This window comes from Cupriavidus sp. PET2-C1 (genome assembly GCF_054515855.1).
In genome coordinates this window covers 3,774,609-3,794,576 of record NZ_CM137259.1, presented here as the reverse complement: position 1 = coordinate 3,794,576, position 19,968 = coordinate 3,774,609, and the positions used below count along the sequence as shown (strand labels likewise).

19 protein-coding genes and 1 tRNA gene are annotated in these 19,968 nt (G+C 64.9%); 10 read left to right on the top strand and 10 right to left on the bottom strand.

Translation table 11 applies throughout. The annotated features are described in order from the left end of the window. Positions 1-167: 167 nt before the first annotated feature. The 4 genes from secA (at position 168) to ACX12D_RS17100 (ending at position 5,769) form a co-directional block, all read left to right on the top strand. A complete protein-coding gene (gene secA, locus ACX12D_RS17115) occupies positions 168-2,951 on the top strand; it encodes a preprotein translocase subunit SecA (protein WP_441633953.1) in 2,784 nt (927 codons plus the stop codon). A gap of 131 nt (positions 2,952-3,082) precedes the next feature. Continuing rightward, positions 3,083-4,312 carry a bifunctional glutamate N-acetyltransferase/amino-acid acetyltransferase ArgJ gene (gene argJ, locus ACX12D_RS17110; protein WP_459372050.1) on the top strand — a complete coding sequence of 410 codons (1,230 nt, stop codon included), beginning with the start codon at positions 3,083-3,085 and terminating at the stop codon, positions 4,310-4,312. Positions 4,313-4,429: 117 nt separating this feature from the next. Beyond that, on the top strand, positions 4,430-5,332 hold the full coding sequence (locus ACX12D_RS17105) for an ATP-binding protein (protein WP_459372049.1): 903 nt from the start codon (positions 4,430-4,432) through the stop codon (positions 5,330-5,332). Next, positions 5,329-5,769, top strand: a complete 441-nt coding sequence (locus tag ACX12D_RS17100) for an NUDIX domain-containing protein (RefSeq protein ID WP_183037048.1) — start codon at positions 5,329-5,331, stop codon at positions 5,767-5,769. The genes ACX12D_RS17105 and ACX12D_RS17100 overlap by 4 nt, the downstream gene beginning before the upstream one ends. Positions 5,770-5,820: 51 nt before the next feature. Here ACX12D_RS17100 and ACX12D_RS17095 read toward each other — a convergent pair whose 3' ends face one another. From ACX12D_RS17095 to ispB, 8 genes are all read right to left on the bottom strand, one after another. Then, entirely contained in the window at positions 5,821-6,006 is a 186-nt protein-coding gene (locus ACX12D_RS17095) for a DNA gyrase inhibitor YacG (RefSeq protein ID WP_043349767.1), read from the bottom strand. Positions 6,007-6,010: 4 nt separating this feature from the next. After that, entirely contained in the window at positions 6,011-6,769 is a 759-nt protein-coding gene (zapD, locus tag ACX12D_RS17090; protein WP_459372048.1) for a cell division protein ZapD, read from the bottom strand. Between the two features lie 258 nt (positions 6,770-7,027). Continuing rightward, positions 7,028-7,654: a dephospho-CoA kinase gene (gene coaE, locus ACX12D_RS17085; RefSeq protein WP_459372047.1), complete on the bottom strand. Its 627-nt coding sequence runs from the start codon at positions 7,652-7,654 to the stop codon at positions 7,028-7,030. Positions 7,655-7,721: 67 nt separating this feature from the next. Beyond that, complete coding sequence (locus tag ACX12D_RS17080; protein WP_459372046.1) at positions 7,722-8,639, bottom strand: prepilin peptidase; 918 nt, start codon at positions 8,637-8,639, stop codon at positions 7,722-7,724. A gap of 3 nt (positions 8,640-8,642) precedes the next feature. Continuing rightward, positions 8,643-9,908 (bottom strand): type II secretion system F family protein, encoded by a 1,266-nt coding sequence (locus ACX12D_RS17075; RefSeq protein ID WP_459372045.1) that lies wholly within the window; start codon positions 9,906-9,908, stop codon positions 8,643-8,645. A gap of 30 nt (positions 9,909-9,938) precedes the next feature. Next, entirely contained in the window at positions 9,939-11,693 is a 1,755-nt protein-coding gene (gene pilB / locus ACX12D_RS17070; RefSeq protein WP_441633935.1) for a type IV-A pilus assembly ATPase PilB, read from the bottom strand. A gap of 243 nt (positions 11,694-11,936) precedes the next feature. Next, positions 11,937-12,013, bottom strand: a tRNA-Pro gene (locus ACX12D_RS17065). A 111-nt stretch (positions 12,014-12,124) separates the two neighbouring features. Next, positions 12,125-13,054 (bottom strand): octaprenyl diphosphate synthase, encoded by a 930-nt coding sequence (gene ispB, locus ACX12D_RS17060; RefSeq protein ID WP_459374049.1) that lies wholly within the window; start codon positions 13,052-13,054, stop codon positions 12,125-12,127. Positions 13,055-13,626: 572 nt separating this feature from the next. Between ispB and rplU the strand changes: the two genes are divergently transcribed. The 5 genes from rplU (at position 13,627) to proB (ending at position 16,677) form a co-directional block, all read left to right on the top strand. Then, positions 13,627-13,938 (top strand): 50S ribosomal protein L21, encoded by a 312-nt coding sequence (rplU, locus tag ACX12D_RS17055; RefSeq protein ID WP_006162510.1) that lies wholly within the window; start codon positions 13,627-13,629, stop codon positions 13,936-13,938. A gap of 70 nt (positions 13,939-14,008) precedes the next feature. Then, on the top strand, positions 14,009-14,269 hold the full coding sequence (gene rpmA / locus ACX12D_RS17050) for a 50S ribosomal protein L27 (RefSeq protein WP_006162509.1): 261 nt from the start codon (positions 14,009-14,011) through the stop codon (positions 14,267-14,269). A gap of 16 nt (positions 14,270-14,285) precedes the next feature. Next, positions 14,286-14,447, top strand: a complete 162-nt coding sequence (locus ACX12D_RS17045; protein ID WP_459372044.1) for a hypothetical protein — start codon at positions 14,286-14,288, stop codon at positions 14,445-14,447. Beyond that, positions 14,419-15,519 carry a GTPase ObgE gene (gene obgE, locus ACX12D_RS17040; RefSeq protein ID WP_441633931.1) on the top strand — a complete coding sequence of 367 codons (1,101 nt, stop codon included), beginning with the start codon at positions 14,419-14,421 and terminating at the stop codon, positions 15,517-15,519. Before ACX12D_RS17045 ends, obgE begins: the two co-directional genes overlap by 29 nt. A 39-nt stretch (positions 15,520-15,558) precedes the next feature. Continuing rightward, positions 15,559-16,677 (top strand): glutamate 5-kinase, encoded by a 1,119-nt coding sequence (gene proB, locus ACX12D_RS17035; protein ID WP_441633929.1) that lies wholly within the window; start codon positions 15,559-15,561, stop codon positions 16,675-16,677. A gap of 98 nt (positions 16,678-16,775) precedes the next feature. Here proB and ACX12D_RS17030 read toward each other — a convergent pair whose 3' ends face one another. Further along, complete coding sequence (locus ACX12D_RS17030) at positions 16,776-17,405, bottom strand: CNP1-like family protein (protein ID WP_459372043.1); 630 nt, start codon at positions 17,403-17,405, stop codon at positions 16,776-16,778. After that, entirely contained in the window at positions 17,398-18,060 is a 663-nt protein-coding gene (locus ACX12D_RS17025; protein WP_043349734.1) for an RNA pyrophosphohydrolase, read from the bottom strand. The genes ACX12D_RS17030 and ACX12D_RS17025 overlap by 8 nt, the downstream gene beginning before the upstream one ends. Before the next feature lie 184 nt (positions 18,061-18,244). Between ACX12D_RS17025 and ACX12D_RS17020 the strand changes: the two genes are divergently transcribed. Further along, positions 18,245-19,966, top strand: coding sequence for a proline--tRNA ligase (locus tag ACX12D_RS17020; RefSeq protein ID WP_459372042.1), 1,722 nt, complete (start codon positions 18,245-18,247; stop codon positions 19,964-19,966). Positions 19,967-19,968: the final 2 nt, after the last annotated feature.

Here is a 19,968-nt window from a genome sequence, read left to right as displayed (position 1 = left end):
CTGCCGCTTGGTTCCGGTCGTGACCCGCGCGCATGATAAACTCGGCGTTTTGCGCCAATCTTCCTATTTCCTCGCGCGGTCCGCCCTGGGCAGCCGGCCAAGCCGGCGGCTAGGCCGCCCTAGTGCGTACCACGGCGGCGTACCACTCGCGTAGGTGAAAGCAATCGATGATCACGGGCCTTCTCAAGAAAGTCTTCGGCAGCCGTAATGAACGGCTGATCAAACAATATGGCAGGACCGTCGCGCAGATCAATGCGCTGGAACCGAAGTTCGAGGCACTTTCGGATGACGACCTGCGTGGCATGACCGAGATTTTCCGGCAGCGCCATGCCGCCGGGGAGTCGCTCGAGGCGTTGCTGCCCGAGGCTTTCGCGGTGTGCCGCGAGGCCAGCAAGCGGATCATGAAGATGCGCCACTTTGACGTCCAGCTGATCGGCGGCATGGTGCTCAACGACAACAAGATCGCTGAAATGCGCACCGGCGAGGGCAAAACCCTTACCGCGACGCTGCCGGTGTACCTCAATGCCATTACCGGCCGCGGCGTGCACGTTGTCACGGTCAACGACTACCTGGCACAGCGTGACGCCGAGTGGATGGGGCGCCTGTACAACTTCCTCGGCCTGTCGGTCGGCGTGAACCTGTCGCAGATGCCGCACGACCAGAAGGCCGCTGCCTATGCGTCCGACATCACGTACGGCACCAACAACGAGTTCGGCTTCGACTACCTGCGCGACAACATGGTCTATGACCCTGGCCAGCGCGTGCAACGTCCGCTGAACTACGCCATCGTCGACGAGGTGGACTCGATCCTGATCGACGAAGCGCGCACGCCGCTGATCATCTCGGGCCAGGCGGAGAACCAGACCGACCTGTACCAGCGCATGAACGGCGTGCCCAAGCTGCTGGTGCGCCAGATCGGCGAGGAAAAGGCCGACGGCACCGGCGTCGAGAAGCCGGGCGACTACTTCGTCGACGAAAAGGGCCACCAGGTCTACCTGACCGAGGCGGGCCACGAGAAGGCCGAAGAGATCCTGATGCAGCAAGGCCTGATCGGCGAGGGCGAATCGCTCTACGCGCCGCAGAACATCACGCTGATGCATCACCTCTACGCCGCGCTGCGCGCGCAGAGCCTGTTCCATCGCGACCAGCACTATGTGGTGCAGAACGACGAGGTCGTCATCGTCGACGAGTTCACCGGCCGCCTGATGACCGGACGGCGCTGGTCCGACGGCCTGCACCAGGCCGTGGAAGCCAAGGAAGGCGTGACGATCCAGCAGGAAAACCAGACGCTGGCGACGATCACCTTCCAGAATTACTTCCGCATGTACGAGAAGCTGTCCGGCATGACCGGCACGGCCGATACGGAAGCCTACGAATTCCAGGAGATCTACGGCCTGGAAGTGGTGGTCATCCCCACCAACCGTGGCGCCCAGCGCAAGGACTTCCAGGACCAGATCTACAAGACCTCGAACGAGCGCTACGACGCCGTGGTACGCGATATCCGCGACTGCTACGAGCGCGGCCAGCCCGTGCTGGTGGGCACCACCTCGATCGAGACCTCGGAATACCTGTCCGGCCTGCTCGACAAGGCCAAGCTGCCGCACCAGGTGCTTAACGCCAAGCAGCACGAGCGCGAAGCCGAGATCGTGGCGCAGGCCGGCCGCCCCAAGATGATCACCATCGCCACCAACATGGCGGGCCGTGGCACCGACATCGTGCTGGGCGGCAACGTGGAGAAGCAGGCTGGCTTCATCGAAGCCGACGAAAGCCTCGCCGACGCCGACAAGGCCGCGCGCATTGCCCATCTGGAAGGCGAATGGCAGTCGCTGCACGAGCAGGTCAAGGCCGCTGGCGGCCTGCATATCGTGGGCACCGAGCGCCATGAGTCGCGCCGTATCGACAACCAGCTGCGCGGCCGTGCCGGCCGCCAGGGCGATCCGGGCTCCTCGCGCTTCTATCTGTCGCTGGACGACCAGTTGCTGCGCATCTTCGCCGGCGACCGCGTGCGCGCCATCATGGAACGCCTGAAGATGCCGGAAGGCGAGCCGATCGAAGCGGGCATCGTCACGCGCTCGATCGAATCCGCCCAGCGCAAGGTGGAGGGCCGCAACTTCGATATCCGCAAGCAGCTGCTGCAGTACGACGACGTGGCCAACGACCAGCGCAAGGAAATCTACAAGCTGCGCAACGAAGTGCTCGAGTCGCAAGACGTGGGCGAGATGGTGAAGAACCTGCGCCAGAGCGTGCTGGTCGAGATGTTCCGCGACCACGTGCCGGCCGACACCATGGAAGAGCAGTGGGACATCAAGGGCCTGGAGACCAAGCTGCGCGAGGAATGGTCCCTGGACGTGCCGCTGGCCGCGACCATCGAGGCCGCCCAGAGCATCGAGGACGAAGTGCTGCTGGACAAGATCATGCACGCGGCCGACGAGCGCTACGACGCCAAGGTCAACCAGGTTGGCCGCGAATCGTTTGCTGGCTTCGAGCGCTCGGTGATGCTGCAAAGCATCGATACGCACTGGCGTGAGCACTTGGCCGCGCTGGATCACCTGCGCCAGGGCATCCACCTGCGCGGCTATGCGCAGAAGGATCCCAAGCAGGAGTACAAGCGCGAGTCGTTCGAGCTGTTCGCCCGCCTGCTGGACGTGATCAAGGTGGAAGTCACCCGCGTGATCTTCAACGTGCAGATCCAGTCGCCGGAAGAGCTCGAGCAAGCCTCGGAGCAGATCGAGGAAGGCCTGTCGCACCTCGCCAACGTGCAGTACAAGCACGAGGAGTTCGACGAGGCCACGCAGGGCGCGGAGAGCGTGGGCAGCAGCGCGCCCGAGCGCGCCGGCATTGCCTACGCCGCCGCGGCGGAAGCTGCGGGCATGGCCAAGGTGGGGCGCAACGATCCCTGCCCATGCGGCTCCGGCAAGAAGTTCAAGCAGTGCCACGGCAAGCTCAGCTAAGCCGCGCACCGTGAAGTCAGCAAACATGCCCGCGCAAGCGGGCATGTTCGTCAGGGGCGGTGCATTCAGTAGAAAGCGCCGCCGTCTGGCACGAGCAAAACCAGCAACGTCGAACGCATAGAGGAACGCACATGGCCGTCAACCTGCCCCTGCCGCTGGCAGAAAACCTGAAACCTGTCGCCGGCGTCGAGCTCGGCTGGGCCGAAGCGGGTGTCCGCAAGGCCAACCGCAAGGACGTGCTGGTGGTGCGCGTTGCCCAAGGCAGCACCGTGGCGGGCGTGTTCACCCGCAACCGCTTCTGCGCCGCGCCGGTGCAGGTCTGCCGCGAGCACCTGGCCGCCGGCAAGGGCATCCGTGCGATCGTGGTCAACACCGGCAACGCCAATGCCGGCACGGGCGAGCCGGGCCTGGCCAATGCGCGCGCCACCTGTGATGCGCTGGCCGCGCAGCTCGGCATTGCACCCGAGCAGGTGCTGCCGTTCTCGACCGGCGTGATTCTCGAGCCGCTGCCGGTGGACCGCATCACCGCCGCGCTGCCGGCTGCCATCGCCAATGCCAAGCCCGACAACTGGCTGGCCGCGGCAGAGTCGATCATGACCACCGACACCCAGCCCAAGGCCGCCTCGCGCACCGTGCAGATCGGCGGCAAGACCGTGACGCTGTCCGGCATCAGCAAGGGCGCGGGCATGATCCGCCCCAACATGGCCACCATGCTCGGCTTCGTCGCCACCGATGCCACCGTGTCGCAGGATGTGCTGCAGGCGCTGGTGTCGTACGCGGCGGATCACTCCTTTAACAGCATCACCATCGACGGCGACACGTCGACCAATGACTCCTTCGTGCTGATCGCCAGCGGCAAGGCCGGCGCGCCGGCCATCGAGCGTGCCGACGGTGCGGACTTCGAGGCGCTGCGAGCCGCGCTGACCGACCTGTCGCAGGAACTGGCGCAGATGATCGTGCGCGATGGCGAAGGCGCCACCAAGCTGATGACCATCCAGGTCGAGGGCGGCAAGGACGTGGCCGAATGCCGGCTGATCGCCTACGCGGTGGCGCATTCGCCGCTGGTCAAGACCGCCTTCTACGCCTCGGACCCCAACCTGGGCCGCATCCTGGCCGCGGTGGGCTATGCCGGCGTGGACGATCTCGAAGTGGAGCGCGTCAATCTGTGGCTGGACGATGTCCTGGTCGCGCGCGACGGTGGCCGCAACCCCGAGTATCGTGAGGAAGACGGCCAGCGTGTGATGAAGCAGGCCGAAATCACGGTGCGCATCGCGCTGGGCCGCGGCGACGCCGCCGCCACGGTCTGGACCTGCGACCTCTCGCACGACTACGTTTCGATCAACGCGGACTATCGTTCGTAAGCACCAGCCAGGCACGCATTGCGTGCGTGCCGCTCCCGCCAGCGCGGGCGCGGCACGCCAGCTGCCCGCCCGCCCGCCAGCCTTCCTGCCAACGATCCGCTTTTCCCCCAAGCCGCCATGTCAGACCTTGCTGCCCGCCTCGATAGTTTCCTCGCCCGCCTTGAACAATGGCTGCCGCCCCAGCTGACCGACGCTGACTGGGAGCAGGCCGTCGCCTTCCGCTGGCGCAAGCGGCAGAGCCTGTTCGGCAACATCGGCTACCTGCAGGCGATCCGCCAGCTGCCGCCGATCCATCTCGACGACCTGAAGAACATCGAGCGGCAGAAGGATGCCATCGTGGCCAATACGCGCCAGTTCGTGCAGCACCTGCCGGCCAACAACGTGTTGCTGACGGGCGCGCGCGGCACCGGCAAGTCCTCGCTGATCAAGGCCTGCCTCAATGCCTTCGTCAAGGATGGCCTGCGCCTGGTGGAAGTGGACAAGGATGACCTGGGCGACCTCGGCGATATCGTCGAGCAGTTGTCGGCGCGTCCCGAGCGTTTCGCCATCTTTTGCGACGACCTGTCGTTCGAAGAAGGCGAATCGGGCTACAAGTCGCTGAAGTCGGCGCTGGACGGCTCCGTGGCCGCGCAGTCGGACAATGTGCTGATCTATGCCACTTCCAACCGCCGCCATCTGCTGCCCGAGTACATGAAGGACAACGAGACCTACCGGCACACCGACGATGGCGAGATCCATCCCGGCGAAGTGGTGGAGGAAAAGATCTCGCTGTCCGAGCGTTTCGGGCTGTGGCTGTCGTTCTATCCGCCCAAGCAGGACGAGTACCTGACCATCGTCGGCCACTGGCTCGGGCACTTTGGCTGCAGCGCCGAAGACATCGCCGCAGCACGTGGCGATGCGCTGGTGTGGGCGCTGGAGCGCGGCTCGCGCTCGGGGCGGGTGGCCTGGCAGTTCGCCCGCGACTGGGGCGGCAAGCATGGCAAGCCTTATATGGCCTCGGCGCAGGACGGCCAGGCATGAGCGAGGCATCGCAGGTAACCGATGCAGCGGCGCCGGCGCGCAAGGTGACCGAGGTTGCCGTTGGCGTGCTGGTGCAGCCCGACGGGCGCTTCCTGCTGGCCCAGCGGCCGGCGGGCAAGCCCTATGAAGGCTACTGGGAGTTCCCGGGCGGCAAGCTGGAACCGGGCGAATCCGTCGAAGAAGCGCTGGCGCGCGAGCTGCATGAGGAGCTCGGCATCGAGGTGGGCGCCAGCGTGCGCTGGCACGTGCTGGAGCATGACTATCCGCATGCCTATGTGCGCCTGCATTTCTGCAAGGTCACCGCGTGGACGGGCGAGCTGGTCGGCCGTGAGGGCCAGGCCTTCTCGTGGCAATCGGCGCCGGTGGACGTGGGCCCCTTGCTGCCGGCTACGATCCCCGTGGTGGACTGGCTGGCTGCCGAGAGCGGCACCGCCTGAACCGTCGGGGCCGTCGTCGGGGTCACCGGGGCCGCAACGGCCGCGCGGTGCTTAGTCCTCGTCTTGCTCGTCCGGCGAGGGCTCCTCGCCGGGTTTGCCGCCAATCACGTATTTCTCGGACGCCCACGCGCCCAGGTCGATCTGCTTGCAGCGGTTCGAGCAGAAGGGACGGAATTTACTCTCGGGTACCCAGGCCACGTCCGTGCCGCAGGTGGGGCATTTGACTACGGTTGTCATTGCTTCAGAAATTACAGAGCTTGAGCAGGAAGGGGATGTCGGCGTCGACCGAACGGGGACGCAAGTCGCCATCCTGCTGCGTGAAACGGACCCACAGCATGTACTTGTTGGCGCTCATCTCGGGGATGAAGGCCAGCAGCGATTCATCCAGCAGTACCTGCATCAGCTGGTAGCTGCGACCGGACAGCATCTGCTGGTAGCTGCCGCCGGTGGCGATGACCTTGCCGCTCTGGCCGGACTCGCGCAGCAGGCGCAACACGGTGTTGGTGCCAAGGCGCAGGGGCACCAGCGGGCGCGCCCACTTGAGGATGTCCGCGCGGCGGTCTTCGACGGGACGGTGTTGCCAGGCGTAGTAGGCCGGCAGGTCGAACTCGCAGGTGCCGCCAGGGATGATGGCGCGGCTGCGGATGCTGGTCAGCCACTCGTTGTCGGTCAGCAGCTGGCCGGCCTTGCCAACCGACTGGTTAAGCTGGGTGATCGCCTGCTCGATCTCGCTGATGACGCTATCCAGCGCGCCCTGGTCGATCTGCGGATTGGCGCGCAGCGCGGCAAGCGCCTGGCGCTGGCGTTCCAGTTCCTTGAGCAGGTCGGTCTTCAGGTCTGCGCGGCCGGCGACGTCGATGATCTCGAACAGCGTCGTCAACGCCACGTGATGCTGCAGGGCGTGATCCTGGCCGAGAAAATAATCCAGCCGATCGAACAGGTCTTCCAGGCGCAGGAGAGTCCTGATGCGTTCGTTAAAAGGATATTCGTACAGAATCAATGGGTGTATCCGTGCAACAGGGCGGGTTGGCGGGTGGGCAATCTGACCCGGGCGGCATTGCCGGAGCGGCGAGGCTTCCGGTGTATCCGGGCCTGCGCGATGCGAATCGGCCCGGGCCCGCAATATCGGCAGTATGCGGCCATTTCCCGCGTGATTCCAGCGCATTCTATGCGAGACCGCCAAACAGGACAATGAAACGTCCGACTTGCGGTGCCGCATGCAGCACTGCACAAAGTTGGTGCGAATGCGGCCAGTCGCTCAGTCCGTGACTGCCCGGGCGCCAGCCAGCGTGCGGTACAACTGGTCCAGGCGATCCACCTGCGCGGGCAGGGCCTCCGGCGGGCCCTCGTTGTCGACCACATCGTCGGCAGCGGCCAGGCGTTCGCTGCGCCTGGCCTGCCTGGCCATGATGGCCTCGACCTGGCCCTGGGAAAAGCCGTTGCGTGCCATGACCCGTGCAATCTGCGTGGCCTCGCTGCAATCCACCACCAGCACCCGGTCTACCCGCGCGCGCCATGAGCCCGATTCGACCAGCAGCGGGACCACGTAGATCAGGTAGGGATGCAGCCCGGAGGCGCGGATCGCCGCGGCGCGCGCCTCGGTCAACTGGCGGATCAGGGGGTGGGTGATGCCTTCCAGCCGGGCCTTGGCCGCCGGGTCCGAGAACACCAGCTCGCGCATGGCATTGCGGTCCATGGCGCCGTCCGCGCGCAGGCAGGCGGGGCCAAAGGCTTCCAGCAGGGCAGGGATGGCCAGCCCGCCCGGCGCGGTGATCTCGTGCGCGAGCAGGTCGGTGTCGATCAGGGCGGCGCCGCGCGCGGCGAACAGGTCCGCCACGCGGGTCTTGCCAGAGCCGATGCCCCCGGTCAGTCCGATTTGCAGCATGTAGGTCTCGAAGCTTGCTGTGGGTGTGATAAGGGCAGCCTTGCGGCGCCCGGCGGCCGGCGCCCGTTCAGCCCGCAATGCCCAGCGGCAGCACATTGGGCCCAAAGAACAGCACAAGCAGCCCGGCTCCGGCGATATAGGGGCCGAAGGCGAAGTGCGTATCGCGATCCTGACGGCGCAGCGCGATATTGGCAAGCGCGAAAACCAGCCCCACCACGGAGGAGAGCAGCACCAGCGCCGGCAGGGCCTGCCAGCCGAACCAGGCGCCCAGCGCGCCCATCAGCTTGAAGTCGCCATAGCCCATGCCTTCCTTGCCCCGCACCAGCTTGAAGATCCAGTACACCGACCACAGCAGGAGGTAGCCAGCGGCCGCGCCGATCACGGCATCCGCCAGCGGTGCGAACAGCCCGCCGAGATTGAGCAGCAGGCCCAGCCATACCAGCGGCAGCGTGATCTGGTCGGGCAGTAGCTGTGTGTCGGCGTCGATCAGGGTGAGGGCGATCAGGGCCCAGATCAGGGCGATGGCCGCGAGAGCCTGCCAGGTCGGGCCGAAGTGCGCGGCGGCCAGCGCGGTGAGCAGTGCGGTGCCCGCTTCCACCAGCGGATAGCGCGTGCCGATGGGCGCGGCGCACGATGAACAGCGCCCGCGCAGGAACAAGTAGCTCAGTACCGGGATGTTCTCCAGCGCGCCGATGGCGTGTCCGCAGTGCGGGCACGCCGAGCGCGGCACCATCAGGTTGTAGGGCTCGGGGTGGGGGATCGGGTCGTCGCGCAGCGACGCGATGTAGTTGGCTTCGTCATGCTCCATCATGCGCGGCAGGCGGTGCACCACCACGTTGAGGAAGCTGCCGACCAGCAAGCCGATCAGCGCGGCGGCGGCGACCAGGAACCAGGGCGGCAGCGCCGCCAGCTCGGCAATGGTCTGCGCGGGGGCAGCCAGTGAAGAAATCGCGCCACTGGCGCCATCCGCGGAAAACAGCCACATGCCTTACACCACCTGTCCCAGTTTGAAGATCGGAAGATACATTGCCACCACCATGCCGCCAATCAGCACGCCCAGGATCACGATGATCAGCGGCTCGATCAGGCTGGAAATGGCGGCGACAGCGTCATCCACCTCGCGCTCGTAGAACTCCGCCACCTTCAGCAGCATATTGTCCAGCGCGCCGGACTCCTCGCCGATCTGCGTCATCTGCAACACCATGCTGTCGAAGACATGGGTGGCCTGCATGGCGTTGGTCAGGCTGGTACCGATGCGCACCGATTGCTCGATTTCCTTGGTGGCGTCGTAGTAGACCCAGTTGCCGGCGGCGCCGGCGACCGATTCCATCGACTCCACCAGCGGCGTGCCGGCGGCGAACATGGTGGCAAGCGTGCGGGTCCAGCGGGCAATCACCGCCTTGCGGAACAGCGAGCCGAAGATCGGCAGCTTGAGCAGCAGGCGGTCGCTGGCGCGCTGGACCTTCTCCGAGCGTTTTAGCCCGCGTAAATACATCGTGATGCCGATGATCGGCGCGCCGATGATCAGGTACCAATTGTCGACGAAGAAGTCCGACATGGCGATCACGACCAGGGTCGGCGCCGGCAGGTTGGCGCCGAAGCTGGAGAACACGCCCTTGAACGCGGGGATCACGAAGATCATCAGGATGACCGTCACCGCGAAGGCCACGGTCAGCACGGCGATCGGGTAGATCATGGCCGACTTGATCTGGCTCTTCAGCGCGATGGTCTTTTCCATATAGAGCGACAAGCGCTCCAGCAGGGAGTCCAGGATACCGCCCTGCTCGCCGGCATCGATCAGGTTGCAGTAGAGCGTGTCGAAGTAGCGCGGATGGCGGCGGAAGGCCTGCGCCATGCTGCTGCCGGATTCGATGTCAAAGCGGATCTCGGACAGCAGCTGGGTGAAGTTGGGGTTGGCATGCCCGCGCGCGATGATGTCGATCGATTGCAGCAGCGGGATGCCCGCCTTGAGCATGGTGGAGAGCTGGCGCGTGAAGTACGCGATGTCCTTCTGGGTAATCTTCCGCCCGCGCGCGGCCCGCCGCTTTTTCAGCTTGACGACCGTCAGCCCCTGCTTTCGCAGCGTGGCATTGACCTCGGCCTGGCTCTCCGCGCGCAGCTCGCCCGAGAACGCCTTGCCCTTGCGGTCCTTGCCTTCCCACTCGAACAGGTACTGCGTGGGCGCTTTACGCCCTGGTTTCCCCTTGGGCGCGGCCGCCTTGCGAGCGGCTGCGGCTGGTGCGCGTGTCGCCATGATTGACCCCTAATGACATCTTTTGTTGTTTTACATATTTGTTGTGGCCAGCACTTCTTCGAGCGAGGTGAGACCCTGCTTCACCTTGGCCAGGCCAGCTTCGCGCAACGATAGCACGCCATCTTTACGCGCTTGTTCGGCGATTTCCAGTGCCGTGCCATGCGCGAGGATGATCTGTTGCATCGGCTCGGTGATCGGCATCACCTGGTAGATGCCGCAGCGGCCCTTGTAGCCGCTGCCGTTGCAGCGCTCGCACCCGACCGGATGGTAAGGCTGCCAGCTGCCGTCGAGATCCTCGTCCTGGAAGCCGGCGTCGGCCAGCACCTCGCGCGCCAGCTCTCCGGGGCGCTTGCAGGTGCACAGCCGCCGCGCAAGCCGCTGCGCGGTGATCAGCAGCACGCTCGACGCGATATTGAAGGGCGCGACACCCATGTTCATCAGGCGCGTGAGCGTGGTCGGCGCGTCGTTGGTATGCAGCGTCGAGAACACCAGGTGGCCAGTCTGCGCCGCCTTGATCGAGATGTCGGCGGTTTCCAGGTCGCGGATTTCGCCGACCATGATGATGTCGGGATCCTGGCGCAGGAAGGAGCGCAGCGCGGCGGAGAAAGTCAGGCCGGCCTTTTCGTTGACGTTGACCTGGTTGATGCCGGGCAATTGGATTTCCGCGGGATCCTCGGCGGTCGAGATATTGATGTCGCCCTGGTTCAGCCGGTTCAGGAAGGTGTACAGCGACACCGTCTTGCCGCTGCCGGTGGGGCCGGTCACCAGCACCATGCCGTAGGGGCGCTTGATCACGTCCAGCAACAGCGCCTTTTGCGCCGGCTCGTAGCCGAGCTGGTCGATGTCGAGCTTGTCGGACGACGACTCCAGGATCCGGATCACGATCTTCTCGCCGAACAGCGTCGGCAGCGTGGAGACGCGGAAATCGATCGCCTTCTCCACGGTTTCCTTGGGCTCCTTGCTGTCCTTGCCGTCCTTGTCGCCGCCCTTTTCCTTGGGCAGCGCGATCAGCAGCTTCATGCGGCCGTCTTGCGGCACGCGCTTTTCCGAGATGTCCAGGCGCGACAGCACCTTGATCCGGGTGGAGATCTTGTCGCGGATGTCCACCGGCGGCCGTGCCACTTCCTGCAGCACGCCATCCACCCGGAAGCGGATGCGGTAGAAGGTCTCGAACGGCTCGAAGTGAAGATCGGAGGCGCCGCGATGGAAGGCTTCGGTCAGCAGCTTGTGCAGGAAGCGAACCACGGGCGCGTCGTCGATGTCGGCCGCGGTCTTGTTGCGCAGCGCCCCGGCGGATGCCACCGGGTCGTAGTCGATCATCTTGCGCTCGACATGGCCCGGGCCGATCGACTTGATCGTGCCGCCGCTGTCGTCGGAAGCCGAGCGCACGTATTGCATCAGCTTGTCGTGCTCGACCACGACGGGTTCCACCGGCAGGTTGTATTTCTGCTTGATGGCGTCCAGCCCGGCCTGGTTGCCCGGGTCGGACAACGCCAGCACCAGGCGGTTCTCGCGCCGGCCCAGCGGCAGCAGGCGGTGCGCGTGGAACTCGCGATTGCCCGCCAGTGCCGGCGGCACCTTGTTGAGGTTGTACTGATTCAGATCGACCAGCGGCAGCTGATACTTATCAGCCGCGAAGATCGCCACATCATGTGCAGTCATGGTGCCGCTGGCGATGATCTCGTCGATCAGCTGCGACTTTTTTTCTCGTGCCGACTGTTCAAGCTGGGCGAGCAGGGCCGGCGCGATACGCCGGCTCTGTGCAAGAGCTAGACCAAGTGTCATGGCAAAAAACGATTGGCCGCAAGCGGCCGAGGACCCCGAATCGGGGCAGTTTGCCGCCGGGGTCACTTTTTGTAAAGGCGCACCGGACAGGGTGTTGGCGTTTGCACGACACGGGCGCAACCCTACTTGCGCGGGGGGATGGGGAAGGGGTGGGAATCAGGATTGGCGAGCCGGGCACGCCAATGAAAAAAGGCCGCACATTGCTGTGCGGCCTTTCTTGTACGGTCTCGGGGACCGTGAAACTGGTCGGGGTGAGAGGATTCGAACCTCCGGCCTCTACGTCCCGAACGTAGCGCTCTACCAGGCTAAGCTACACCCCGTTTGTTTTTCTCTGCGTTGCCTGCCTAATTACTGCTGCAGCGCGAAAGCACACAAGTGTAGCAGCCTTTTTTCCGGAATGGAAGAGGGCGCCGGCACGGCGCGCCTCGGCATCAGGACTGCCGTTGCAGCGAGAACGCGCACAGGTCGATCAGCGTTTGCTTCAGTGGGGAGTCGGGGAACTGCTGGGCGGCTTTCTCCGCAGCTTCGGCTTCGCGCTGGGCTGCCTGGAAGGTGACCTCGAGCGCGCCGCTGGCGTGGATCGCGGTGAACACCGCATCGAAATGCTCGGTGCCGCCTTGCACGATGGCTTCGCGAGCCAGTGTGCGTTGTTCCACAGTGCCGTGCTCGAGCAGGTGCAGCAGCGGCAGGGTGGGCTTGCCTTCACGCAGGTCATCGCCGGCATTCTTGCCCATCTGCTCGGCGCTGGCGGTGTAGTCCAGCATGTCGTCAATCAGCTGGAACGCGGTGCCGATGCGCCGTCCGTATTCCGCGGCAGCTTCTTCGGTGGCCGCGTCCGCACCGGCCAGCACAGCGCCGAGCTGGGCCGAGGCTTCGAAGAGCTTGGCGGTCTTGTAGCGGATCACTTGCAGGTAGCGCTCCACCGTGACCTCGGGATCGTGCATGTTCAGCAACTGCAGCACTTCGCCTTCGGCGATCACATTGGTGGCATTGGAGAGGATCTCCATAATGCGCATGCTGCCGGCGTCCACCATCATCTGGAAGGCGCGGGAATAGAGGAAGTCGCCTACCAGCACGCTCGCGGCGTTGCCGAAGACCGCGTTGGCGGTCTGGCGGCCGCGGCGCAGCTCCGACTCGTCGACGACGTCGTCGTGCAGCAGCGTGGCGGTATGGATGAACTCGACCACCGCGGCCAGTTCGTGGTGCCGGTTGCCGTCGTAACCGAAGGCCCGTGCGGACAGCAGCAGGATCACCGGGCGCAGGCGCTTGCCGCCCGCACTGATGATGTACTCGCCGATCTGCTCGATCAGGGGCACTTCCGAAGCGAGGCGCTGGCGGATAACCGAATCAACGGCGCGCATGTCGGCAGCGACCGGGGCAAGCAAGGCAGTGGCGGAAGACTGGGACAAGATGTTCACCGTTACGCAAAACCCGTCGATTATAAGCGATGCGGGTGTATGTATGTCCCCTGAACGGGGGGTGTGGCAAGGCGCCCGGACGCTGCACGCGCAAAGCGGGTGTGGCGGTCCCGTGCACCTATAATGCCGCCATGACCCAGCCACCTTCCTCCTCGCGCCGCCAGCTCCGGCGCACCGCACTGTGGGCAGCTTTCGCCGCCCTGGCGGGTTTCCTGCTCGCGGATCTGATCTGACCCGGGTGGGCGGAGAAGTGCTTCAGGCGGCGCCACGCGGCGCCGGGCAGGCTATGTGTCTGTTTTCTTTGTACTTTTCCCGGCTTTGGTATAGAATCGTGGGTTTCCTCCGGCAGCTTTGTGTTGTCTGCAGATGCGCTGGTGGGAGATAACCGGGCCAATTGGGCCGTCCGGCTTGTCTGTTTTCCCTGTCCTGGTTGTTGCCTGGATCGGGATGAAACGGACGCAAGGGCGCGCCGGCGTTGGCTTTCGGCGTTTTATTTCACATCGAGAGGTTCGACAATGTACGCGGTCGTAAAAACCGGCGGCAAGCAATATAAGGTTGCTGCTGGCGAAAAACTTAAAGTAGAACAGATACCGGCAGACATTGGCGCAGAAATCACGCTCGACCAGGTGCTCGCAGTGGGCGCAGGCGACCAACTCAAGTTTGGTACGCCGCTGGTTAGCGGGGCTTCCGTCAAGGCTACCGTTATCTCCCAAGGTCGTCACGATAAGGTGAAGATCTTCAAGATGCGCCGTCGCAAGCACTATCAAAAGCGTCAAGGCCATCGTCAAAATTACACCGAGCTGCGCATCGAAGAGATCATTGGCTGAGCCAGCGCTCAGTCATCGTCGAAATCGAATTCAAGCGTAACTAGGTAAAGTAAAGCGACAGGAGTTAGTCATGGCACAGAAAAAGGGCGGCGGTTCCACACGGAACGGCCGCGATTCCGAATCGAAGCGTCTGGGCGTCAAGGTGTTTGGTGGTCAAGCCATCAACGCCGGCAGCATCATCGTGCGTCAGCGCGGTACCCGCGTGCACCCGGGCGATAACGTTGGCATTGGCAAGGATCACACCCTCTTTGCTCTCGTCGACGGCCACGTGCAGTTCGCCGTCAAGGGCGCTGCCAAGAAGCAGCAGGTCAGCGTCGTTCCGGCAGTCTGATCACAGCCTTTGCAGCATGAAGGCCCCGCAGTACTTGCGGGGCTTTTTCTTTTCTGGCGACAATGTCATTGTTGCCATTCGCCGCGCCCGCGGCCTTGCCATCCTGGCCGGGCGCGCGCTTTGCGGCCGCTACACCACGGAAGGTCATCATGAAGTTCATCGACGAAGCCAGAATTGAAGTCATCGCCGGCAACGGCGGCAATGGCAGCGCATCGATGCGGCGCGAGAAATTTGTGCCCTTCGGTGGCCCCGACGGTGGCGACGGCGGCAGCGGCGGCAGCGTCTACGCGGTGGCCGACCGCAACATCAACACGCTCATCGACTTCCGCTACGCCAAGAAGCACGTGGCGCGCAACGGCGAGAATGGCCGGGGCGCCGATTGCTATGGCGCGGGCGGCGAAGATGTGAACCTGCGCATGCCGGTCGGCACGCAGATCCTCGACATGGATTCCGGCGAGCTGATCGCCGACCTGACCGAACACGGCCAGACCGTCTGCCTGGCCGAGGGTGGCCTGGGCGGCTGGGGTAACCTGCACTTCAAGTCCAGTACCAACCGCGCGCCCCGCCAGCAGGTGGACGGCAAGCCGGGCGAGCGCCGCATGATCAAGCTGGAGCTCAAGGTGCTGGCCGACGTGGGCCTGCTGGGCATGCCGAACGCCGGCAAGTCGACCTTTATCTCGCACATTTCCAATGCGCGCCCGAAGGTGGCCGATTATCCCTTCACCACCCTGCATCCCAACCTGGGCGTGGTGCGGGTCGATCACGAGCAGTCCTTCGTGGTGGCTGACATCCCCGGCCTGATCGAAGGCGCTGCGGAAGGCGCCGGGCTGGGCCATCAGTTCCTGCGCCATTTGCAGCGCACGGGGCTGTTGCTGCATATCGTCGACCTGGCGCCGTTCGATGAAGCCGTGGATCCGGTGGCCGAAGCCCGCGCCATCGTCAACGAGCTGAAGAAGTATGACGAAAGCCTGTACGAAAAGCCGCGCTGGCTGGTATTGAACAAGTTGGACGTGGTGCCCGAGGAAGAGCGCGATGCGCGCGTCAAGGACTTCGTCAAGCGCTACAAGTGGAAGGGCCCGGTGTTCCGCATCTCCGCCCTGACCGGCGAAGGCTGCCGCGAACTGATCTACGCGATCAAGGATCACCTGGCCGCGATCAAGGCCGAGGAAGTCGCCGCGCTGGCGGAGCCGGACATCCGCCTGGATGACCGCCTGCACAACGTCGACCAGTCCGGCGGCGAGCAGAATTAACGACAAGAACAGCAGCACCCAGCAGACAGGATTCCCGCCATGCAATCGGTCATCGCCCAGGCAAAACGTATCGTCGTGAAGGTTGGGTCCAGCCTGGTGACCAACGACGGCAAGGGCCTCGATCACGAGGCCATCGCCCGTTGGGCGGCACAGATCGCCAAGCTGCGCATGGCCGGCAAGGAAGTCGTGCTGGTCAGCTCCGGCGCCATCGCCGAGGGCATGCAGCGCCTCGGCTGGGTGCGCCGCCCCAAGGAAATCCACGAACTGCAGGCCGCCGCGGCGGTGGGCCAGATGGGCCTGGCCCAGGTCTACGAAAGCCAGTTCGGCCGCTACGGCATCCGCACCGCCCAGGTGCTGCTGACCCATGCCGACCTGGCCGACCGCGAGCGCTACCTCAATGCGCGCTCGACCCTGCTGACCCTGCTGTCGCTGGGTGTCGTGCCCATCATCAACGAGAACGACACCGTGGTCACCGACGAAATCAAGTTCGGCGACAACGACACCCTGGGCGCGCTCGTCACCAACCTGATTGAGGGCGACGCGCTGGTGATCCTGACCGACCAGCGGGGCCTCTATACCGCCGACCCCCGCAGCAACCCGCAGGCCCAGTTCGTGGACGAGGCGCTGGCTGGCGCGGTGGAGCTCGAGGCCATGGCCGGCGGCGCCGGCACGTCGATTGGCCGCGGCGGCATGCTGACCAAGATTCTGGCCGCCAAGCGCGCCGCCAAGTCGGGCGCGCATACCGTGATCGCATCCGGGCGCGAAGCCAATGTGCTGGAGCGGCTGGCCGGGGGGGAAGGCATCGGCACGCAACTGCTGGCCCCCACTGGCCGCCTGACCGCGCGCAAGCAATGGATGGCCGACCACCTGCAGTTGCGCGGGCGGGTGGTGATCGATGCCGGCGCGGTGGACAAGCTCACCAGCGGCGGCAAGTCGCTGCTGCCGATCGGCGTGGTGGAAGTGCAGGGCGAGTTCGCGCGCGGCGAGGTCATTGCCTGCATCGACGCGGCGGGCCATGAGGTGGCGCGCGGCATCACCAACTACGCCAGCTCGGAAGCCAAGCTGATCGCACGCAAGCCCTCGTCCGAGATCGAGCGGGTGCTTGGCCACCAGAACGAGCACGAGCTGATCCACCGGGACAACCTGGTACTGGTCTGAGCGGACAGATTGTCCCGAGGCACGATGCAAAAAAGCCCGCGATCGCTCGCGGGCTTTTTTGCATCGTCCGGCGCCGTACTACCGCGCCGTTGCCGCCATCAACGCGTGATCGCGCTCTTGCGCGGCGCTTCGCCACGCAATTCCTTGACGATGTCCTGCGCCTTGCCTGCCGCGGAGCGGCCCTCGCACAGGAAATCCTTGGCCAGCGCCGCGCCATAGTTATTGCGCGCGATGCCTGCCAGCTGGACCCAGCCAGCGCGGTCGTCGGAGCGGTTGCGGACCCACTCGGTCGCGCCCCTGGGCAAGGTGGCGTACATCTTGCGCTCGAAGGTGTCGCAGCGCACGGCCTCGAAGCTCACATTGCGCATGCCGCCGGCACCGGTGATGACCACCGTATAACGCACCGCGCCGTCCGCGCCCACGGCCACAGACTTGCCGTCGACGGCAAAGGTAAAGTTGCCGGCGGGGCTGACTTCGAACGGGATCAGGTCCGCATCCCGCGGCAGCGCAGGCAGCGCTGTCTCCACTTCCTTGAATTCCTTCGCAGCGAACGGATCGAGGATGCTGAACTCCTTCTTCGGCGTGTAATCCTCGGATTCGTCCGGCATGGGCACATGCTGCGGCTTGGACGTGCTGCCGCAGCCGGCCAGGCCAAGGCAAAGGGTTGCAGCCAGCAAGCAGGCGGCGGGCAGGCTCGGGCGCAAGCCGCGGCCGGCAAAATCAATCATCGGTACTCCGTTCTGTGGACGCCGGCTGGGCCGGCGAAATTGGGCCCGGATCGTGGGCCAGGTCCTGATGCACCAGGTCCGGAACGCTGTCGGGATGCTCGTCCAGCCCCGCGCGAGCATAACCTGCGCGCACCGAACCGTGCCGGCCATGGGTGCCGTAGGGGCTCAGCGGCGCACGGGTATTGCGCTGCAGGAAGCGGGACAACTCGGTCAGCGCGAGTTGGTAGACATCGCGCTTGAACTCGATGACAGCGTCTAGCGGGACCCAGTAATGGCTCCAGCGCCAGGCATCGAACTCCGGGTGGTCGGTGGCGCGCAGGCGGATGTCGCAATCGCGGCCCGCCATGCGCAACAGGAACCAAATCTGCTTCTGTCCCCTGTAATGGCCGCGGATTTCGCGGCGGATGAACTTGTCCGGCACCTCATAACGCAGCCAGTCGCGTGTGCGACCGACAATCCTGACATGCTCGGGCAGCAGACCGACTTCTTCATGTAGCTCGCGGTACATCGCCTGTTCCGGCGTTTCGCCGTATTTGATGCCGCCTTGAGGAAACTGCCACGAATGTTCGCCGATGCGCTTGCCCCAGAACACCTCGTTCCGTGCGTTGATGAGGATGATGCCGACGTTCGGGCGAAAGCCTTCACGATCGAGCATGACTGCACCTCGAATCCTTTAGAATTAGGTTGATTATAAAGGAAGCGCGTAATGGGGCTTTATGCAACGGGGTGCTGGTTTTCCCCGAGCAAAAAGCGTCGCATAATGCACGCGCGCCACGGATTCGCGCCATCTCGCCCCCGGCACCTGCCAGGGCGTGCATGGCCTCACGAGAAAGCAACGGATGAAAGCCTCGCAATTCTTCATTTCCACCCAAAAGGAAGCCCCTTCCGACGCGGAAATCGTGTCGCACAAGTTGATGATGCGAGCCGGCATGATCAAGAAGCTTGGCGCCGGCATCTATAACTACATGCCGGTCGGCCTGCGGGTGATCCGCAAGGTGGAAGCCATCGTGCGCGAGGAAATGAACCGCGCCGGCGCGGTCGAGCTGTCGATGCCGGTGATTCAGCCCGCCGAGCTGTGGCAGGAAACCGGCCGCTGGGACAAGATGGGCCCCGAGCTGCTGCGCCTGAAGGACCGCCACGAGCGCGACTTTGCCGTGCAGCCCACCTCCGAAGAGGTGGTGACGGACATCGCCCGCAGCGAAATCCGCAGCTACAAGCAACTGCCGATCAATTTCTATCAGATCCAGACCAAGTTCCGCGACGAGCGCCGGCCGCGCTTTGGCATCATGCGCGGGCGCGAGTTCACCATGAAGGACGCTTACTCCTTCGATCGTGACACCGCTGGCCTGAAGGTGTCCTACGACAAGATGTTCGACGCCTACGTGCGCATCTTCCAGCGTTTCGGCCTGGAATTCCGTGCCGTCGCGGCCGACAACGGCGCCATCGGCGGCTCCGGCTCGCACGAGTTCCACGTGATCGCCGAGACCGGCGAAGACGCCATCGTCTACTGCCCCGACTCGGACTACGCCGCCAACATGGAAGCGGCTGAGGCCCTGCCGCTGCTGGCCCAGCGCGCCGCGCCGGCTGAAGCCATGGTCAACACGCCCACCCCGGGCAAGGCCAAGTGCGAGCACGTGGCTGAGCTGCTTGGCATCCCGCTGGCGCGCACGGTCAAGTCGATCGTGCTGGCCACCGAAGGCGAGGCCGGCGTGCAGATCTGGCTGCTGCTGCTGCGTGGCGACCATGAGCTCAACGAGATCAAGGCGTCCAAGGTGGCCGGCCTGGCCGAGTTCCGCTTCGCGACCGAGTCCGAGATCGTCGAGACGTTCGGCACGCCCCCGGGCTACCTGGGCCCCATCGGCGCCAAGAAGCCTGTCAACGTGGTGGCGGACCGCACGGTCGCCAACATGAGCGACTTCGTCTGCGGCGCCAACGAACGCGACTACCACCTGACTGGCGTGAACTGGGGCCGCGACCTGCCCGAGCCCGTGGTGGCTGACCTGCGCAATGTGGTGGAGGGCGACGTTTCGCCGGACGGCAAGGGCACGCTCGCCATCTGCCGCGGCATCGAAGTCGGCCACGTGTTCATGCTCGGCACGCGCTATTCGGAATCGATGGGCGCCACCTTCCTGGACGAGAACGGCAAGACCCAGCCCATGCAGATGGGCTGCTATGGCATCGGCGTGACCCGTATCCTGGGCGCCGCCATCGAGCAGAACTTCGACGAGCGCGGCATCATCTGGCCCGCTTCGATCGCCCCGTTCGCGGTGGTGGTCTGCCCGGTTGGCTACGATCGCTCCGAGGCCGTCAAGGCCGAGGCCGACCGTATCCATGCTGAGCTGCTGGCGGCCGGCGTCGATGTGATCCTGGACAACCGCGGCGAGCGCCCCGGCGCCATGTTTGCCGACTGGGAGCTGATTGGCGTGCCGCACCGCGTGGTGGTGGGCGACCGTGGCCTGAAGGAAGGCCGCGTGGAGTACCAGGGCCGGCGCGACGCCGAAGCCACCCAGCTGGCGGTCGCGGACGTGGTCGCCCACGTGCGCGGGCTGTTGTCCGCCTGAGC

Excerpts from the sequence above, each read along its gene's own strand:
- secA (WP_441633953.1), top strand. The coding sequence starts at position 168 with ATGATCACGGGCCTTCTCAAGAAAGTCTTCGGCAGCCGTAATGAACGG.
- argJ (WP_459372050.1), top strand. The coding sequence starts at position 3,083 with ATGGCCGTCAACCTGCCCCTGCCGCTGGCAGAAAACCTGAAACCTGTC.
- ACX12D_RS17105 (WP_459372049.1), top strand. The coding sequence starts at position 4,430 with ATGTCAGACCTTGCTGCCCGCCTCGATAGTTTCCTCGCCCGCCTTGAA.
- ACX12D_RS17100 (WP_183037048.1), top strand. The coding sequence starts at position 5,329 with ATGAGCGAGGCATCGCAGGTAACCGATGCAGCGGCGCCGGCGCGCAAG.
- ACX12D_RS17095 (WP_043349767.1), bottom strand. The coding sequence starts at position 6,006 with ATGACAACCGTAGTCAAATGCCCCACCTGCGGCACGGACGTGGCCTGG.
- coaE (WP_459372047.1), bottom strand. The coding sequence starts at position 7,654 with ATGCTGCAAATCGGACTGACCGGGGGCATCGGCTCTGGCAAGACCCGC.
- ACX12D_RS17080 (WP_459372046.1), bottom strand. The coding sequence starts at position 8,639 with ATGTGGCTGTTTTCCGCGGATGGCGCCAGTGGCGCGATTTCTTCACTG.
- ACX12D_RS17075 (WP_459372045.1), bottom strand. The coding sequence starts at position 9,908 with ATGGCGACACGCGCACCAGCCGCAGCCGCTCGCAAGGCGGCCGCGCCC.
- pilB (WP_441633935.1), bottom strand. The coding sequence starts at position 11,693 with ATGACACTTGGTCTAGCTCTTGCACAGAGCCGGCGTATCGCGCCGGCC.
- ispB (WP_459374049.1), bottom strand. The coding sequence starts at position 13,054 with ATGCGCGCCGTTGATTCGGTTATCCGCCAGCGCCTCGCTTCGGAAGTG.
- rplU (WP_006162510.1), top strand. The coding sequence starts at position 13,627 with ATGTACGCGGTCGTAAAAACCGGCGGCAAGCAATATAAGGTTGCTGCT.
- rpmA (WP_006162509.1), top strand. The coding sequence starts at position 14,009 with ATGGCACAGAAAAAGGGCGGCGGTTCCACACGGAACGGCCGCGATTCC.
- ACX12D_RS17045 (WP_459372044.1), top strand. The coding sequence starts at position 14,286 with ATGAAGGCCCCGCAGTACTTGCGGGGCTTTTTCTTTTCTGGCGACAAT.
- obgE (WP_441633931.1), top strand. The coding sequence starts at position 14,419 with ATGAAGTTCATCGACGAAGCCAGAATTGAAGTCATCGCCGGCAACGGC.
- proB (WP_441633929.1), top strand. The coding sequence starts at position 15,559 with ATGCAATCGGTCATCGCCCAGGCAAAACGTATCGTCGTGAAGGTTGGG.
- ACX12D_RS17030 (WP_459372043.1), bottom strand. The coding sequence starts at position 17,405 with ATGATTGATTTTGCCGGCCGCGGCTTGCGCCCGAGCCTGCCCGCCGCC.
- ACX12D_RS17025 (WP_043349734.1), bottom strand. The coding sequence starts at position 18,060 with ATGCTCGATCGTGAAGGCTTTCGCCCGAACGTCGGCATCATCCTCATC.
- ACX12D_RS17020 (WP_459372042.1), top strand. The coding sequence starts at position 18,245 with ATGAAAGCCTCGCAATTCTTCATTTCCACCCAAAAGGAAGCCCCTTCC.